16 protein-coding genes, 1 tRNA gene and 2 pseudogenes are annotated in these 16,089 nt (G+C 68.6%); 5 read left to right on the top strand and 14 right to left on the bottom strand.

Annotated features, from left to right (window positions below):
- Positions 1–110 precede the first annotated feature (110 nt).
- Complete coding sequence (locus M2437_RS15840; protein ID WP_253388012.1) at positions 111–1,160, bottom strand: substrate-binding domain-containing protein; 1,050 nt, start codon at positions 1,158–1,160, stop codon at positions 111–113.
- A gap of 141 nt (positions 1,161–1,301) precedes the next feature.
- Here M2437_RS15840 and M2437_RS15845 point away from each other — a divergent pair.
- Together M2437_RS15845 and M2437_RS15850 are read left to right on the top strand one after the other, a co-directional pair.
- A pseudogene (locus M2437_RS15845) lies at positions 1,302–1,670 on the top strand (recombinase family protein); the annotation flags it as partial.
- A gap of 202 nt (positions 1,671–1,872) precedes the next feature.
- Positions 1,873–2,031, top strand: coding sequence for a hypothetical protein (locus M2437_RS15850; RefSeq protein WP_499007201.1), 159 nt, complete (start codon positions 1,873–1,875; stop codon positions 2,029–2,031).
- 86 nt (positions 2,032–2,117) lie between these two features.
- On the opposite strand, the gene M2437_RS15855 is transcribed toward M2437_RS15850, so the two are convergent.
- The 10 genes and pseudogenes from M2437_RS15855 to M2437_RS15900 form a co-directional block, all read right to left on the bottom strand.
- Complete coding sequence (locus M2437_RS15855; RefSeq protein WP_056113600.1) at positions 2,118–2,870, bottom strand: class I SAM-dependent methyltransferase; 753 nt, start codon at positions 2,868–2,870, stop codon at positions 2,118–2,120.
- Positions 2,867–3,328, bottom strand: a complete 462-nt coding sequence (locus M2437_RS15860; RefSeq protein WP_253388014.1) for a GNAT family N-acetyltransferase — start codon at positions 3,326–3,328, stop codon at positions 2,867–2,869. Before M2437_RS15860 ends, M2437_RS15855 begins: the two co-directional genes overlap by 4 nt.
- 41 nt (positions 3,329–3,369) lie before the next feature.
- Positions 3,370–4,326 (bottom strand): glycoside hydrolase family protein, encoded by a 957-nt coding sequence (locus M2437_RS15865; protein ID WP_253388015.1) that lies wholly within the window; start codon positions 4,324–4,326, stop codon positions 3,370–3,372.
- A 14-nt stretch (positions 4,327–4,340) separates the two neighbouring features.
- Positions 4,341–5,303, bottom strand: coding sequence for a glycoside hydrolase family protein (locus tag M2437_RS15870; RefSeq protein ID WP_253388016.1), 963 nt, complete (start codon positions 5,301–5,303; stop codon positions 4,341–4,343).
- Positions 5,237–5,815 (bottom strand): WbqC family protein, encoded by a 579-nt coding sequence (locus M2437_RS15875; protein ID WP_499007178.1) that lies wholly within the window; start codon positions 5,813–5,815, stop codon positions 5,237–5,239. Before M2437_RS15875 ends, M2437_RS15870 begins: the two co-directional genes overlap by 67 nt.
- 43 nt (positions 5,816–5,858) lie before the next feature.
- Positions 5,859–6,029: pseudogene (locus tag M2437_RS15880) on the bottom strand (WbqC family protein); the annotation flags it as partial.
- On the bottom strand, positions 6,026–7,303 hold the full coding sequence (locus tag M2437_RS15885; protein WP_253388017.1) for a DegT/DnrJ/EryC1/StrS family aminotransferase: 1,278 nt from the start codon (positions 7,301–7,303) through the stop codon (positions 6,026–6,028). The gene M2437_RS15885 and the pseudogene M2437_RS15880, both read right to left, overlap by 4 nt.
- Before the next feature lie 266 nt (positions 7,304–7,569).
- Positions 7,570–7,644, bottom strand: a tRNA-Gly gene (locus M2437_RS15890).
- A 104-nt stretch (positions 7,645–7,748) separates the two neighbouring features.
- Positions 7,749–8,225 (bottom strand): NUDIX domain-containing protein, encoded by a 477-nt coding sequence (locus tag M2437_RS15895; RefSeq protein WP_238507739.1) that lies wholly within the window; start codon positions 8,223–8,225, stop codon positions 7,749–7,751.
- A 47-nt stretch (positions 8,226–8,272) separates the two neighbouring features.
- Positions 8,273–8,968 carry a fumarylacetoacetate hydrolase family protein gene (locus M2437_RS15900; protein ID WP_253388018.1) on the bottom strand — a complete coding sequence of 232 codons (696 nt, stop codon included), beginning with the start codon at positions 8,966–8,968 and terminating at the stop codon, positions 8,273–8,275.
- Positions 8,969–9,175: 207 nt separating this feature from the next.
- Between M2437_RS15900 and M2437_RS15905 the strand changes: the two genes are divergently transcribed.
- The 3 genes from M2437_RS15905 (at position 9,176) to M2437_RS15915 (ending at position 12,635) form a co-directional block, all read left to right on the top strand.
- Positions 9,176–10,627 (top strand): FAD-binding oxidoreductase, encoded by a 1,452-nt coding sequence (locus M2437_RS15905; protein WP_253388019.1) that lies wholly within the window; start codon positions 9,176–9,178, stop codon positions 10,625–10,627.
- A gap of 377 nt (positions 10,628–11,004) precedes the next feature.
- Positions 11,005–11,298, top strand: a complete 294-nt coding sequence (locus M2437_RS15910) for a DUF2218 domain-containing protein (RefSeq protein WP_003601356.1) — start codon at positions 11,005–11,007, stop codon at positions 11,296–11,298.
- 77 nt (positions 11,299–11,375) lie between these two features.
- Positions 11,376–12,635, top strand: coding sequence for an aminopeptidase (locus M2437_RS15915; protein ID WP_253388020.1), 1,260 nt, complete (start codon positions 11,376–11,378; stop codon positions 12,633–12,635).
- Between the two features lie 28 nt (positions 12,636–12,663).
- Here the strand turns inward: M2437_RS15915 and M2437_RS15920 are convergent, their stop codons facing one another.
- From M2437_RS15920 to M2437_RS15930, 3 genes are all read right to left on the bottom strand, one after another.
- Positions 12,664–13,638, bottom strand: a complete 975-nt coding sequence (locus tag M2437_RS15920; RefSeq protein WP_253388021.1) for a lipid A biosynthesis lauroyl acyltransferase — start codon at positions 13,636–13,638, stop codon at positions 12,664–12,666.
- Between the two features lie 155 nt (positions 13,639–13,793).
- Positions 13,794–14,522 (bottom strand): acetoacetyl-CoA reductase, encoded by a 729-nt coding sequence (gene phbB / locus M2437_RS15925; protein WP_015951804.1) that lies wholly within the window; start codon positions 14,520–14,522, stop codon positions 13,794–13,796.
- Between the two features lie 272 nt (positions 14,523–14,794).
- Complete coding sequence (locus tag M2437_RS15930; protein ID WP_003601364.1) at positions 14,795–15,979, bottom strand: acetyl-CoA C-acetyltransferase; 1,185 nt, start codon at positions 15,977–15,979, stop codon at positions 14,795–14,797.
- Positions 15,980–16,089 lie beyond the last annotated feature (110 nt).

Below are 16,089 nucleotides of genomic sequence, written 5' to 3' on the forward strand. Positions count from 1 at the left end.
ATAATTTTTACTTATGGTAATTTACATCTCACCGTTGGATGCTGGCGAAATCTACCTTCCGTCGATAGGGCAGAGGCCAATGACTTGACTGTAGAACGCCCCGTTGCCGGTCAAAGATCCGCGGCGGCGCGGTAGCCGGGGGTGCGGCTCGCGCGCCGTCTCGCTGCGGCGACGAGGGCGTCGAGCGCCGGGCTGGCAAGGGAGCGGCTGGCGGCGAGATAATAGGTCTCCCAGCCGACCGAGAGGAAATCGAGGCCGAGTCGGTCGGCCGCCGCCCGTACGCCGAGACCCGCATCCGCCGCGCCGCAGGCGATGACCGCCGCAACCGCCTGATGGGTGAACTCCTCGACCGTGTAGCCGTGGATCGCGGCAGCCGGCAGGCCGGCCTGCGCCAGCATGCGGTCGAACCAGTCCCGCGTGCCCGATCCCTTCTGGCGGTTGACGTAGCGCAGGCCGGGCGCGGTCAGGTCGGCCAGCGTGCGGATGCCGCGCGGGTTGCCGGGGGCCAGCAGCAGGCCTTGCTCGCGCTCGAACAGGGGGTGCAGCACGAGGCCGGCGCCGGCATTGATCGCCGAGAATGGAGCGCCCGCCGCTTCCGGCGCGAGAGCCCCGCAATGGAAGCCCGCCGCGTCGGCTCCGCCCTCGAGGAGGCGCTGCACCGCCGCGCTGCTGCCCGTCACGGAGAGTTCGATGCCCGCCTCTGCACCCGGCTCTCCGCTCATGACCTCGGTCAGGACCTCGACCAGCAACGGATCGTGGCTCGCGGCCAGTGTCAGTGCTCCGGCCCCGCCGCTCATGAGATGGCGCAGGCGATGCTCGACGGCGCGGGTCTCGCGGCCCAGGCTGGCCTCCAAGGCCGCCGAGGCGGCGGTAAAGGCGTCCGCCAAGGCGGCCCCGAACTCCGTCAGGGCGGTGCCGTGCCCACGTGTCTTGCGTACCAGGGGCCGGCCGAGCGCCGTCTCGTAGGCCTGGAGGCGCGCCCAGGCGGCGCGATAGGACAAGCCGAGGGCGTCGGCAAAGCCCTGCACCGAGCCGGTCCGCGTGATCGCGTCGAACATCACCGTCAGGTCGGACACCGTGAGCGCGCTCGCGCCGATCCGAAGCGTGCCGCCCAGGCCGAGGACGACGGAGACGGCCGCCTGTTCGGAATCTTGATTCATATTGATGACGTCACAGCTGTCGTCCACAACCGGTTTACCTTATCAGGGCTTGTTTCGGAACGGCGCCGCCACCGGGGCGAACCCGCGAGGCGTTGCACCGGCTCCGTGCTCGCTCCAAGACGCACGACCGGCCGACCGCAGATGTCCTTAGACCGCTTTGTTTCCTACCTCCGTCCCGCCCTCTTGGGACAGGGGGCGCCGGAGACCGCCTTGGCCTCGCAGCGCGCCGCGATCGACCGCCACCTCGCGGGGCGTGGCCGGCTCGCTGCCGAGTGCATCGAGCGGGGGCCCGACGATTCCGGTGTGGAGCGGCCGGCTCTGCGCGAGGCGCTAGCCCTGTGCCGCCGCCACGGCGCGACGCTTCTCATGGCGGAACTCGGGGCTTCCGGGCAGGATTCGGGCTTCCTGCGCGCTCTGAGCCGTGAACTGCGCCGCCTGGACCTGCACTTCGCCGTCGCCGACAGCCCGGAGGTCAGCGAGGCGACCCTCGGCATCATGGCCGCGGTGGCGGAGGCCGAGGACCGGCTCGGGGTGCGTCGCACCCCCGAGACGCTAGCCCGCCGCCGCGCGTTCTATGCCCGCTTCACCGCCGAGCGCCGCGCGCGGGCGCCGGCCGACAGGGCCGGGCCCATCCCTTGCCGCCCCACGCCCTCTGGCGGAGAATCTGGGGCGGGGCGAGACCCTGCCGCGGAGCCGGGAGCGTGCCGAGGAGGTGGCGCCGATCCTCAGCGAGATCCGCGCGGCAGGCGCGCTCACGCTGGAACAGGTCGCCAACGCCCTCAACGCCTTGGGCATTCCCTCGGCACGGGGAAGCCGCTGGTACCCGATGCAGGTGACGCGGATCGAGACGCGCCTCGCCGGGGTGGGCTGATCGGTGCCGCGTGCCCCGCACGACAGTGCTACGGCGCCGCATCCCGTGAGGAGACGATCGGCGATCGGAAGATGTCGTGAGGCACCCTAACCGTTCTGTGAGCCCCGTTCGCAGACGAGGTAGATGCTTGCACAGAGATCTGGGTAGAGTTGCCCCAGGGCATAGCAGCCATCGAGATAAGCCGGCGAGACGATGTCGGTCTTCAGCAGGGCATCCCACTGAAAGTTCGCCAGCGCCTTGAAGAAGACGCCGGAGCGATGGATCACCCTGAGGCCCGCGGCGTGGGCGTCCCGTTCCAGCGTGTCGAGGCTGTAGGTGCAGCGATGGCCGTGTTGCCGCTCGGCCTCGGTGACGGCGGCGTTGTGGGAGATCAGTCCCATCTTCACCGCGATCTGCCGGGACGGCGCGTTGGCGTTCGGGCAGGCTAGCAACAGGCGCCCGCCCTCCGAGAGCCATTCCGCATTGATGCGCCTCAGCACCCCGACCGGATCGTCGAGGTGTTCGAGCACGTGGGTTAGGACGATCGTATCGTAGCGGGCGGGCAGCGCGACCGCCTCGAAGGTCGCGTGGACGAACCCCACGCTCTCGCCGAACTGCCCCCGCGCCGCATCGATGGCTTCGCCCGAGGCCTCGACGCAGGTGATGTCGTCGAAGAACGGCGTCAGGCGCCGCGTGAAGTCGCCGCGGAAGCTGCCGAGTTCGAGCAGGCGACCGGGGCGGAAGAATGGCTCGAAGGCACGCACCATGTACTTGTGCATCACGTCGAGGTCGAAATCGTAGGCGTAGCGGTGGCCCTCCACGTCCTGCGCCTCACGGTCGAAGTCGCGCGCCGTGCTCATGATCGGGCCTCCCTGTCTCGGTCGTGTGATGTCGCGTTCTCTCCGGCGCCGGGTCGGCGTGCCGCCAGATCGAGGGAGAGGTGCAGCGTTGCGTCGTCCTGCGCCCCGTCGGCAAAGCCGAGCCTGCGATACAGGGCGCGTGCCGAAGCCTCGCGATCCACATGGAGGGCGATCCGCCTGAAGCCGAGGCCGCGGGCATGAGCGATCGCCGCGGCGAGCAAGCTGTGCCCGATGCCGGCCTGGGTCCGCTCCGGCACAACGCTGACGCTCGTCACGAAGGCCGCGATGCGCGCCGGATCGTTGCAGTAGACCGCCACCAGACCGATTAGGGCCGGGCCTTCCCAGGCCTCGAACCGCTCAGCGCGTGTGGTAAGCTTGGCGGCGTAGTCTCGAATCGCTACCCGCCGGTCGAGCGGCGGTGTGAAGGCGTGTGCGCAGATTGTCAGATGAGCGTGCACATCCTCCATCCGGGAGCGGTTTTGCGTGAAGGACAGTGCGGTCACGGTTCGAGCCGCGCTGCGCCGAAGCCGAAGCGGCCAAAGGCGTTGCCGTTGTAGAGAAGGTAGGTCGCCCCCTCGCAGGTGAACACGTGAGGGTAGCACTGCATGTCCGCATCCCATTCGCCGGGTGTTCCAGCGACGGTCAACACCGCATCGTCCCGCGTCCAGTCCACGAGGTCGTCGGACCAAGCGTGGCCGATCCGGTAGCCGCGGCTGGGATCGGTGCGGAAGCCGACCTGATCCCGATAGCAGAACACCATGTGCCGATGGGTGCCGCAGTCGAACACGCAGGGAAGTGCCTGCGCCTCATCCGGACCGAGATGGTCGGCGACGATCCGGCGCCCGTCCTCCTTCGTCCACTGGATGCCGTCCGCCGAGGTGGCGTGCCCGATCTTGTAGACCCGCTCCGGCGCCGCGCTAGCTTCCGCAGTGCTCCAGACCGTGCCGAAAATGTACCACATGTGGAACAAGCCATCGATCACGCGCACGAAGCCGTCGGCGACGAGGAACGGCTCATTGAGCGTGGCACCGAGGACCGGGCCCGCTCCGAGCCGCTCGAAGGTCAGGCCTTCGTCCCGACTGACGGCAAGCCCGATGCCGGTCTCCACGGAGACTGAGACGCGCCGGCTCCAGCCCGTGGTATAGCCGTAGACGACGCCGTCATGGCGCAGCACGTTCATTGGAAAGATGCCGTGCTCATCGAAGGTGCCGAGGGCGCCCGCGGGGATAACCGGCCGCTGCGCCACGCCGAGCACCGTGCTCAGATCCTTGCGCATGTCCGCGAAGGCGACATGGCTCAAATACTGTCCGTCCGGCTCGCGGCTGCGGGTCGAGAAGAAGATCCGCACCCGGTCGTCGAGGACGAGCGCCTGCGGCGATTGCGCGAAGTCTCCGCTCCCGAAGGGAAGCGGATGCGCCCGCAGATCGAAAACTAGGCCGAGCTTGTTCCACCGCATGGCGTTCCGGCCCGTCAATCGAGGGCGCCGTCGAGCGCGGCAAGGCCGAAACCTCCGCGGCCGACCTCGTTGCCGAGATAGGCGAGATAGGTCCGGCCATCGACAGTGAAGACGTGGGGATAGCTGATCATCTGCGCGTCCCAGCCCTCCTCCGAAACATCGATGCCGCAGCGCGCGTCGTCGCGGGTCCAGTTCAGGAGGTCGGTGCTCCAGGCGTAGCCGATACGGTAGCCGCGCTCGCGGCTGCGGAAGCCGGTGCTGTAGCGGTAGCAGAAATGCATGTGGTAGCGCCCGCCGGCCTCGAACACGTCGGGGCTCGCCTGGGCCTCGTCCGCCTCGATCCGCGGCGGGATCAGGTCGCGATTCGCTTTGGTCCAGGTCAGGCCATCGAGCGAGGTCGCCATTCGGATGCGGTAGACCGGCTCGGCCCGGCCCTCGACCCGCTTCCAGGCACTTCCGGCGATGTAGAACAAATACCACGTCTCGCCGAAGCGCCGGATCTTGGGGCCGCTCATCACGAAGGGCTCGTCCGGCGAGTAGGGCAGGATCGGTCCCGGTCCCAGCCGCTCGAAGCGGCGCCCGCCATCGCGGCTCACCGCGCAGCCGATCGCCGTGTTGAAGGGAACCGAGACGCAGCGCGTCCAGCCGGCGTAGTAGGCGCGAACCGTCTCACCCGTGCGGATCACCGAGACCGGATAGACCCCGAACTCGTCGAAAGTGCCGGTTCCACCGAGCGGCAGAATCGGCTCCTCGGCGACCGCGCGAACCTTGAACAGGTCTTGGCGGTCGAGATCCACGTAGGCGCTGTAGCTGACGTACTGGCCGTCGGCGTCGGCGTCCGGACGGCATGAGAAGTACATCCGTACCACCTCGTCGCAGATCAGGGCGGCCGGTGCCTGCGCGAAGGACTTCAGCCAGGGGCGGCCGTCGACGCTCGCGGGATCGAAGACGCGGCCGAGCTTGTGCCAGCGGGGCACGGGGCATCCTCCCCCTCGATGAGATCGTAGCCGCCGACCAGCAGGGCGGCGAGCGCGGATCGCGGGTTGAACATCAGCACGTCGAGGATCGACAGCCATGGCACGAACGGGTGCGGTCCTTGCGCATATTCCAAGGGCCGGGCTCGCAGAAAGCGCAAACCGATCCCTCGCTTTGCGAAGGCGGCCGGATCGTAGAGGGTCGTGCCGCCGATCGGGTTGACGTAGGTTGCTGCACCCAGCCGTTCGCAGAGATTGATCACCCGGTCTTGCCGTCTCAGGTCCGTCACGCCCTCGATCATGGAGGCGGTGCGAATCGGCGTGGCGACGGAGAGATGCGCGCAGGTTCGCAGCAATCCGTGCCGGAGGTGGTCGAACAGGTCGGCGCTCGCGTAGTCCAGAACGTCCTCGACGAGGGACATGGTCTCGCGCCGATGCGGCGCGTGGCGATAGGCTTGGGCGATCTGGGCGCAGAGTCGGTCCGGTTTTGAACCCCGCCGCGACGTGCCGCTCACGGATGTCGAGATGGTCCGAGTCCTTTTCCAGCGGCAGCGTGAAGGTCACCGGCTCGCCGTCGCGCAGAAAGCGGTTCCGGTTGATCCAGCCTTTCTTGGTGTACTTCACCGTGTCGTAGATCACGAACTGATCGACCGCCGCGATGAGCTGGAAGTAGCCGATATAGGGGAAGAGGTACGGCTGCATGATCGCGACGGTAGCAGGCGTGGTCATGGCCGGGCGATCCGCCGGACGATCCGGGCCACGATGGCGGGATCGAGGTCGGGATAGATCGGCAGGCACAGCACCCGGTCGGCCGCCAGGGCCGCCACGGGCAGATCCTCCCGCCGGGCGCTCGGCAGGGCCCGGTACATCGGGTGGTCGGAGATCAGGGGATGGAAGTAGCGCCGCGGGTGGATGCCGTCGCGCTTGAGCGCGTCGTAGAGCGCGTCGCGGCCGATCGGGTAATCGGGGCCGATCAGGATCGGGAAATAGGCGTAGTTGGCCGCGCCGTCCCCGGCGAAGTCCAGGCAGCGAATGCCGGGAATGCCCTGCAATCCCTGCCGGTAGGCCGCGTCGATCGCCTGCCGCCGCGCCAGCACCGTGCCGATGTGCCGAAGCTGGACGAGGCCGAGCGCGGCATTCAGCTCACTCATCTTCCCGTTCAGGCCCGTTTCGATCACCGACGTCTCGTCTTCGAAGCCGAAGTTTTTGAGCTTATCGATCCGGTCCTTCATCGCCGGATCGGCGCAGACGATGGCGCCGCCCTCGAAGGTGTTGAACACCTTGGTGGCGTGGAAGCTCAGGACCGACAGGTCGCCGTGGTTCAGCACGCTTTGTCCGCGGTGGCGCACGCCGAAGGCGTGGGCGGCGTCGTAGATCACCTTGAGCCCGTGCCGGACGGCGATGCCCGCGATCGCCTCGACGTCGCAGGGCTGGCCGTAGCAATGGACCGGCAGGATCGCGCTGGTCCGCGGGGTGATCGCGGCTTCGATCCGGGCGGGATCGAGGTTGAGGGTCACCGGGTCGATGTCGACGAAGACGGGGGTGAGCCCGCTCCAGAGCAGGGCATGCGAGGTCGCGACGAAGGAATAGGGTGTCGTGATCACCTCGCCCGTGAGGTCGAGCGCCCGCAGGGCCATGATCAGCGCGGTCGTCGCGTTGTTGAACAGGGCGACCTGCGGCACGCCGAGATGGTCGCTCAGGCGGGCTTCCAGCTCCTGGTGAAATGGACCGCCATTGGTCAGAACCCGCGTCTGCCAGATCTGCCGCAGCAGCGGCTCGAATTCCTCAAGCGGCGGCAGGAACGGTCGGGTGACGTAGATCGGATCGGCCGCGCGCCCTGTCTCTGGGGCCGCCTGAGGAATGATCTGCGGGGCGGTGTCGAGGGCCCGTGCAAATTCCTGCTCCAGCCGGCGCAGGGTCGCCTGCACGGGAAGCTCGCCCCGAGCAGCGGGCGACGGGAGGCTGTCTGCCTCGGGTGTCGGATCAAGCGGCGCAACTCGCATCGATGCAGCGCCTCCCCATCGCGCGGAAGGCGTCAGCGACCGCTCCGGTCAAGCGGCCGGAAGCCCGGTGGGTCGCGGCCTTGGCGAGGGAACGCTCGACCGCGCGCGTTCTACGATGTTCGAGCATGCCCGGCCTTCCTGCGCCAGCCGGATGTTAGGAATTGTTTGGCTAACAGATCGTTAACGCTGCGATTGCGGCAGGCCTGAAACGACGAAAGCCGCCTTGCGGCGGCTTTTCGTAGGTCGGTCAGTTCTTTTGAGGAAACTGGAGCGGGCGAAGGGATTCGAACCCTCGACCCCAACCTTGGCAAGGTTGTGCTCTACCCCTGAGCTACACCCGCTCTCTTGTCCGTCCGTCCGGCGCCGTGGGCGCGTCCGTCGGTGGCGCTGGTAAACACTATCCCGGCCGGGGATGCAAGCGCCAAGGTCGATTTTTTTGCGCGGCTCACCAAAGCTCGGCCGGAGGCTGGCCGCCGCGGATCTCGTCGAGACGGACGCGGGTGGCGCGGGTGGTGTCGGCCGGTAGGGCATCGAGGGGGAAGAAGCCGGCCTCGGCGATCTCGCGGTCGGGCCGCTTCGGGCCCGTCACCGTGAAGGCCGGGACGATGTAGACGGCGATGTGGTCGCGGCGCTGCGCGCCGGGGTTCAGGAAGAAGCCGTGCAATTGCAGCGGGGCATCCGGCGACACCACGATCTCGGCCTCCTCGCGGAACTCGCGGGCCATCGCGGCGGGGCCGCTCTCGCCCGGATCGATCCCGCCCCCCGGCAGATGCCAGCCGGCGACATAGGTATGACGCACGAGGCAGACTCGCCCCTGCCCGTCGATGGCGACGCCGCGGACGCCCAGTGTCATGCCGCGCGTGAACAATGCGACCCGCAGGGACAAGCGGTGGAGCCAGGGGCGGTCGAGATTCGGGATCATGCCCGCCTTGTAGACGCAGGCGCTTCGCCCGTCGCGCCCCGGCTCGCTCACACGACCTTGAGCCCGATCGCGCCGACGCCCTCGATCCGCGCGCTCATGGTCTGGCCGCGTTGCACCGCCCCCACGCCCGAGGGCGTGCCGGTGAGGATCAGGTCACCGGGATGCAGCTCGAAATAGGTCGAGAGCAGCGCGACCTGCTCCGGCACCGACCAGATCATCTCGGAAAGGTCGCCGCGCTGGTGCTCGGCGCCATCGACGGCCAGCGTGATCGCGCCGGAGCGAGGATGGCCGATGACGCCCGCCGGCCGCAGGGCGCCGATGGGGGCGGAGAAATCCGCCGCCTTGCCGAGCTCCCACGGCCGAGCCTGCCGCTTGGCCTCGTCCTGGAGGTCGCGCCGGGTCATGTCGAGGCCGACCGCGTAGCCGTAGACATGGGTGCCGGCGGTCTCCACCGGGATGTCGCGCCCGCCCCGGCCGAGGGCGGCCACCAGTTCCACCTCGAAATGGTAGTTTTCGGTGCGGGGCGGATAGGGATGCTCAACCGTCACGCCCTCGGGCACGATCTGGACCGTGTCGGCCGGCTTGAGGAAGAAGAAGGGCGGGTCGCGCTCGTCAGCGCCCATCTCGCGGGCATGGGCCCGGTAGTTGCGGCCCACGCAATAGACCCGGCGCACGGGAAACAGATCGGAACTGCCGTGGATCGGCAGCGCCGTGCGCGGCGGGTTCGGGATCACGGACAGCATGGCGCCTCAAGCCTCGTCTTCGGTGGGACGGAAAACACGGTCGGATCGGGCGGCGATCCGCTGCAAAGGGAAAACCCGCAAGCGCCCGGTGTGTGCCATTTCCCGGGATCCCCGTTCCGCCATCCTCGGCTCTCGGTGCAAATGCCGTTCCCCCGGCCTATCTGTGACGGACGACGCTTCGTTCGTCCCCGCCTCCGCCCTCCATTGATGACCGCTCCCCTCTCCCACGATCGCCTGCTGGCCACGCTCTCCGAGCGGCTCGGCCTTCGGCACGTGCGCACCGATCCGGCCGATCTCGCGCCGCATCTCGTCGAGTCGCGCGGGCTCTATCGCGGCCATGCGCTGGCCGTCGTGGCGCCGGGCACGACCGAGGAGGTCGCCTTCACCGTGCGAACCTGCGCCGAGGCGCGGGTGCCGGTGGTGGCGCAGGGCGGCAATACCGGCCTCGTCGGCGGCGGCGTGCCCTTCGGCGGGATCGTGCTGTCCTTGAACCGCCTCGACCGGCTGCGCGCGATCGATCCCCTCGGCGCCAGCATGACGGTGGAAGCCGGCATGATCCTCGCCGACGTGCAGGCCGCGGCCGAGGCGGCGGGGATGCTGTTCCCGCTCTCCTGGGCGGCGGAGGGCACGGCGCGGATCGGCGGCGGCCTTGCCACCAATGCCGGGGGCCTGGCGGTGCTGGCCTACGGCAATGCCCGCGACCTCGTGCTCGGCCTCGAAGTCGTGCTCGCCGACGGACGGATCTGGAACGGGCTCAAGGCGCTGCGCAAGAACAATGCGGGCTATGACCTCAAGCACCTGTTCGTCGGCTCGGAGGGCACGCTCGGCATCATCACCGCCGCGACCCTCAAGCTGTACCCCAAGCCCCTCTCCACCTGCGTCGGCTTCGTCGGCCTCGCCTCGGCGCGGGCAGCGCTCGCCCTGTTCGCCCGGCTTCGGGCCGGCGCCGACCGGGGGCTGACGGCCTTCGAGTACATGCCCCGCTTCGGGCTTGAGATGGTGCTGAGACACGGCATCGACGTGCGTCCGCCGCTCTCCGGCTCCCATGCCGCCTACGCCCTGGTGGAGCTGTCCTCGCCCCGGCCCGGCTCCGACAGCCGCGCCGAGATGGAAGCCTTGCTCGCCGAGGCGATGGAGGCGGGAGAGGTGGAGGATGCGGTGATCGGCGGCAGCGCGGCGCAGGACGTCGCCCTGTGGCGCCTGCGCGAGTTGCTGCCCGAGGTGCAGAAGGCGGAGGGCGGCTCGATCAAGCACGACGTCTCGCTGCCGCTCTCGCGCCTCGCCGACTTCCTGGACGAGGCGAGTGCCGCCTGCGAGGCGGCGATGCCGGGCCTGCGCCCCTGCCCGTTCGGGCATTTCGGCGACGGCAACATCCACTTCAATCTGACCCAGCCGGTCGGCATGGAGAAGGCGGAGTTCCTGAGCCAGTGGGGCCGCTTCAACGCCATCGTTCACGGCATCGTCGAGCGTATGGACGGCTCGATCGCCGCCGAGCACGGCATCGGCTTGATCAAGCGCGACGAACTCGCCCGCACCGCCGACCCCGTCGGCCTCGACTTGATGCGGCGGTTGAAGGCCGCCCTCGACCCGCATGATGGGCTCAATCCGGGCAAGGTGGTGGCCCTCTCGGACGATCCGCCGCCGGCTCTCCCGGTCTGAAAGCGAGTGTGATGGGGCGCACGCGGGAACGCGCGCCGGCCTCCGCGGGTTGTTGTGCAACGCACAAGATGGCTGCATGATCCGGGTCACAGGGCCGGGAATCAGCCTTGCGCGCAACCGGAATGATGCCCGGATGATGAGATCGTTAACCCTTGCGACCCGACAATCGCCCTCTACCGGCACCGGTGGCGGAGCGATCCGCCTCGGTTTCGTCGCATGACGATTTTAGGCGCTCGTTCCACATACCGCAGTGCGGTGCGCTTCCCCTGGAAGGTGACGCGCTGCAGCGACGGGCGATGGGACGAGTCATCCGGCTTGCATCCTGGGGCACGCGTTCCGAGCCGTCCCGTCCGCACCGACTTTGAAGGAGACCATTGATGCCCGTTTCACAGGCCCGGGTGCCGACCGCGGAAGCCAGTCGCTACCTGAAGCAGCTCTGCCGCCATTGGAGCCATAAGTTCCCGGTCGAGGAGAGCGGCGACAAGGGCCGGGTTCCGTTCGGCGAGGATCGGATCTGCACCTTCGAGGCGAGCCCCGACGCCCTGGTCATGCAGGTGGCCACGCCCGACCCGGCCGGCCTGACACGGCTGGAGAATGTGGTCTCCGACCATCTCCTGCGCTTTGCCTTCCGCGAAAATCTGGGTGACATCACGTGGTCGCGCGCGGCCTGAGCCGCGGATCGGTCTGACGGGATCAGATCCGGGCCGGGAAGACGGCGCGCGGCGTGACAGCCTGGAGAACCCCTTCCATGAGCCAGACGCCGGGCACGGCCGCCCTCCCCTTCACCGAGCGCCTCGACCGGCTGGCGGAAGTCGCCGTGCGGGTCGGCCTCGGGCTGAAAGCGGGCCAGGAACTGGTGATGACGGCGCCGCTTGAAGCGGTGCCGCTGGCCCGCGCCATCACCGAGCAGGCCTACAAGGCCGGCGCTTCGCTGGTCACCACCTTCTACGCGGACGACGCCGCGACGCTCGCCCGCTTCGCCCACGCGCCCGACGAGGCGTTCGACCGGGCGGCCGGCTGGCTCTATGCCGGCATGGCGGACGCCTACCGGAGCGGAGCGGCCCGGCTCGCCATCTCGGGCGACGACCCGTCCCTGCTGGCGGGTCAGGACCCGTCCAAGGTCGCCCGCGCCAACCGTTCGCGCTCGCAGGCCTACGTGCCGGCGCTGGAACTGATCGCCGGCTTCTCCACCAACTGGACCATCGTCTCGGCCGCGACCAAGCCCTGGGCACGCACGGTCTTCCCCGATCTGCCCGAGGACGAGGCGGTCGCGCGCCTGTGGGACGCGGTCTTTGCCGCCTCGCGCATCGATGGGCCTGATCCCGTCGCGGCCTGGAGCGCGCATAACCGCGATCTCGCCCGCCGGACCGAGCGGCTCAACGGCGCCCGCTTCTCCGCCCTGCGCTTCCGCGGCCCCGGCACCGACCTAACCGTGGGGCTCGCCGACGATCACGAATGGTGCGGCGGCGCCACGACGGCCAAGAACGGCATCGTCTGCAACGCCAACATCCCGACCGAGGAGGTGTTCACCACACCGCACCGGGCGCGGGTGGAGGGCTACGTCGCCAGCACCAAGCCGCTCTCCTACCAGGGCACCCTGATCGACGACATCCGCGTGCGCTTCTCCGAGGGCCGCATCGTCGAGGCGAACGCGCGCACCGGCAGCGACGTGCTCGCCAAGGTGCTCGACACCGACGAAGGCGCCGCCCGCCTCGGCGAGGTGGCCCTGGTGCCCGCCTCCTCGGCGATCTCGGCCTCGGGCCTGTTGTTCTACAACACGCTCTACGACGAGAACGCCGCGAGCCACATCGCCCTGGGGCAGGCCTACTCGAAATGCTTCCGCAACGGCGGCGATGGTCTGAGCGAGTCGGATCTCGCCGAGCGCGGCGCCAATCGCAGCCTGATCCATATCGACTGGATGATCGGCTCGGCCGAGATCGACGTGGACGGGATCACCGCCTCGGGCGAGGCTTTGCCGGTGATGCGCCGCGGCGAGTGGGCCGACTGACTTCTTGTGAATCCGCCGTCCGCCGGGATCAGGTGCTCTGCGCTTCCCCGGCGGGCTGCACCGGAAGCGTTCCCTTTGGCAGCATCTTGGGTCGCCAGCGGCGGTGCATCCACAGCCACTGGCCGGGATGCTCGCGCACCCATCCCTCGATCACGCGCGTCATCGCCTGCATCGCGCCCTGAACCTCGATCAGCCCGTCCGGGCCGCGGGGCAGATCGAGCGGCGGCGTCAGTTCGAGCAGGAAGCGCCCGCCCTCCTTGCGCACCACCCGCGCGCCGTGGACCGGGCAATCGTGGTGCCGGGCGAGCTTGCCGAGCAGCGGGTTGACCAGCACCGGCCGGCCGAAGAACGTCACCACGACACCGCGGGTGAAGTGCTGATCGATGAGCTGGCCGAGATGGCCGCCGCGCTCCACCACGCCCTGCATCGCGAAGACGGCGCCGGGGCCGGAGGCGGCGAGCCCTCCCATGGTCTTGCGGCGGACTTCCTGCACGAGTTGGGCGGCGGCCGGATTGTTCGGCGGGCGGAACACGGCGGTGGTCTCGAGCCCGAACTTCTCCGCGCAGATCGCGGGCAGTTCCCAGTTGGCGAGGTGGGCTGAGAAGATCAGCCCCGGCTGGCCATCGTCGCGGATCGCGAAGAACTGTTCGAGTCCGCGCACTTCCATGCGCTGGGTCGCGAGGTTTTCCGGGTCGTAATCGAAGATCGTGTCGAGATGGGCGTATTCGGCGCCGGTGCGCCCGAGATTGTCCCATGCCTCCAGCGCGATCGCCCGCAGCCGCCGCTCGTCCTCCTTCGGGTAGGCCGCGCGGAGGTTGTCCATCGCCGTGCGGTGCGAGGGCAGGAACGGGCCGATGAGGCGAACGAGCCGGCCGCCGGCCGCACTCGCCCGGTCGGTGCCGAGCATCCGCGCGAGCAGGAACACCGCTCGGATCAGCGGGATGGTCGCGAAGCCGGCCAGCCGAGGCAGGTTCCGCCGTAGGATCAGCGCAAGGCGCAGCACAGCCGGTTCATCGAAGGAGCGATCGGGGGAGGTTCGGAAGGCGGCATAAAGTATATTTTTCGGGCAGGCGAGCAGGTTGCTCGGGAAACGGCGAAGGCCGCCGGCCCGTCGAGCGGACCGGCGGCCTCCGGAAGGCGCGGCGCGAGAGCCTTCGATCAGACGAAGTGCTGACCGCCGTTGATGGTGAGGGTCGAGCCGTTGACGAAGCCGGCCTCGTCGCTGGCGAGGTACTCGACCGCGTGCGCGATCTCGTCGGCCTCGCCGAGGCGGCCGGTCGGGATCGTCGAGATGATCTTGTTACGGATGTCTTCCGGCACCGCCATCACCATTTCGGTGGCGATGTAGCCGGGGGCCACCACGTTCACGGTGACGCCCTTCGAGGCGCTCTCCTGCGCCAGCGCCTTGGCGAAGCCGATCACGCCGGCCTTGGCGGCCGAGTAGTTGGTCTGGCCGGCCTGGCCCTTCTGGCCGTTGATCGACGAGATGATGATGATGCGCCCGAAATTGCGCGAGCGCATTCCCTCGATCAGCGGACGGGTGCAGGTGAACATCGAGTCGAGGTTGGTGCGGATCACCGCCTGCCACTTCTCGAAGGTCATCTTGTGGAAGGCGCCGTCGCGGGTGATGCCGGCGTTGTTCACGAGGATGTCGATCGGGCCGACTTCGGCCTCGATCGCCTTGATGCCGGCCTCGCAGCTTGCGAGATCGCCGACGTCGAACTTGAACACCGGGATGCCGGTCTCGGCCTTGAAGGCGTTGGCCGCCTCGTCGTTTCCGCCGTAATTGGCGGCGACCTTGTAGCCCTTGTCCTTCAGGCGCTTGGAGATCGCGGCGCCGATGCCGCGCGTTCCGCCCGTGACGAGGGCGACGCGTTCCTGAGCCATAGTTTCCTCCGTGATCCCGTATCGGGTTGTTGTTAAGACGGTTCGCGAAATACCCGCTAGGCGTGCGGCGGACAGGGCAACGATCCTGTCACCGCCTTCGCGGGAGCGGGGCGCCGCGCGTCATCCCCGCCTGTGTATCCGGGCGACCGCGCGCCCGCATCGCATTTAAATTTCACAAACCCTCAAGCTGATTTCGTCAAATTCAACTTGAGTTTCTGTGTGGGAAGGGCGCCGCGCGCCCTTCTCCGCGCGCCCTTCCCGAAGCCGGTCGCTCAGACCCGCTCGACACACATGGCGACACCCATGCCGCCGCCGATGCAGAGCGTGGCGAGACCCTTCTTGGCGTCGCGGCGCTTCAGCTCGTGCAGCAGGGTGATGAGGACGCGGGCGCCGGAGGCACCGATCGGGTGGCCAATGGCGATGGCGCCGCCATTGACGTTCACCTTCTCGTCGTCCCAGCCCATGTCCTTGTTCACCGCCAGCGCCTGAGCGGCGAAAGCCTCGTTCGCCTCGATCAGGTCGAGGTCGGCGGGCTTCCAGCCGGCCTTCTCCAGGGCCTTGCGCGAGGCCGGGATCGGGCCCGTGCCCATCACCTTGGGATCGACGCCCGCGGTCGCCCAGGACACGATCCGGGCGAGCGGCGTGATGCCCCGGCGCTCGGCCTCGGAGGCTGACATCAGCACCAGCGCGGCGGCGCCGTCGTTGAGGCCTGAGGCGTTGGCCGCAGTCACGGTGCCGTCCTTGGCGAAGGCGGGCTTGAGCTTGGCCATCGCCTCGACGGTGGCGCCGTCACGGATGTACTCGTCGGTGTCGACGACCGTGTCGCCCTTGCGGCCCTTCACGGTGACGGGGACGATCTCTTCCTTGAAGCGGCCTTCCTTGCGGGCGGCCTCGGCCTTGTTCTGCGAGCGGACCGCGAACTGGTCCTGCTGCTCGCGGGTGAGCTGGAAAGCCTGGGCGACGTTCTCGGCGGTCTGGCCCATGTGGTAGCCGTTGAAGGCGTCCCACAGGCCGTCCTTGATCATGGTGTCGACGAGCTTGAGATCGCCCATCTTCTGGCCGCCGCGCAGATACTGGGCGTGCGGGCTGAGCGACATCGATTCCTGGCCGCCGGCCACGATCACCTTGGCGTCGCCATTGGCGATCTGCTGCATGCCGACCGCGACGGTGCGCAGGCCCGAGCCGCAGACCTGATTGAGGCCCCAGGCGGTCGCCTTCTCGGGGATGCCCGCGGCGATGGCGGCCTGACGGGCCGGGTTCTGCCCGGCGGCAGCGGTGAGCACCTGGCCGAAGATCACCTCGTCCACGTCGTCCGGCGAAACGCCCGCGCGCTCCAGTGCGGCCTTGATCGCCGTGGCGCCGAGTTCGTGGGCCGGCACGGAACCGAAGGCACCGGCGAACGATCCGACGGGCGTACGCGCCGCACCGACAATGACGATATCTTCACTGGCTGCCATCGTGACGTTCTCCTCATTCGGCGGCGCGATATTTGGTAGACCAGAATGTCTGGCGCGCGACCTGCCGTTCACCGGATGAAGAGCGCACACCTCGCGAAGTCAAGCGTGCT

Source organism: Methylorubrum pseudosasae, assembly GCF_029504475.1.
GTDB classification, from domain to species: domain Bacteria; phylum Pseudomonadota; class Alphaproteobacteria; order Rhizobiales; family Beijerinckiaceae; genus Methylobacterium; species Methylobacterium extorquens.

Excerpts from the sequence above, each read along its gene's own strand:
- M2437_RS15840 (WP_253388012.1), bottom strand. The coding sequence starts at position 1,160 with ATGAATCAAGATTCCGAACAGGCGGCCGTCTCCGTCGTCCTCGGCCTG.
- M2437_RS15885 (WP_253388017.1), bottom strand. The coding sequence starts at position 7,303 with ATGCGAGTTGCGCCGCTTGATCCGACACCCGAGGCAGACAGCCTCCCG.
- M2437_RS15930 (WP_003601364.1), bottom strand. The coding sequence starts at position 15,979 with ATGGCAGCCAGTGAAGATATCGTCATTGTCGGTGCGGCGCGTACGCCC.
- M2437_RS15910 (WP_003601356.1), top strand. The coding sequence starts at position 11,005 with ATGCCCGTTTCACAGGCCCGGGTGCCGACCGCGGAAGCCAGTCGCTAC.
- M2437_RS15855 (WP_056113600.1), bottom strand. The coding sequence starts at position 2,870 with ATGAGCACGGCGCGCGACTTCGACCGTGAGGCGCAGGACGTGGAGGGC.
- M2437_RS15865 (WP_253388015.1), bottom strand. The coding sequence starts at position 4,326 with ATGCGGTGGAACAAGCTCGGCCTAGTTTTCGATCTGCGGGCGCATCCG.
- M2437_RS15905 (WP_253388019.1), top strand. The coding sequence starts at position 9,176 with ATGACCGCTCCCCTCTCCCACGATCGCCTGCTGGCCACGCTCTCCGAG.
- M2437_RS15915 (WP_253388020.1), top strand. The coding sequence starts at position 11,376 with ATGAGCCAGACGCCGGGCACGGCCGCCCTCCCCTTCACCGAGCGCCTC.
- M2437_RS15895 (WP_238507739.1), bottom strand. The coding sequence starts at position 8,225 with ATGATCCCGAATCTCGACCGCCCCTGGCTCCACCGCTTGTCCCTGCGG.
- phbB (WP_015951804.1), bottom strand. The coding sequence starts at position 14,522 with ATGGCTCAGGAACGCGTCGCCCTCGTCACGGGCGGAACGCGCGGCATC.
- M2437_RS15900 (WP_253388018.1), bottom strand. The coding sequence starts at position 8,968 with ATGCTGTCCGTGATCCCGAACCCGCCGCGCACGGCGCTGCCGATCCAC.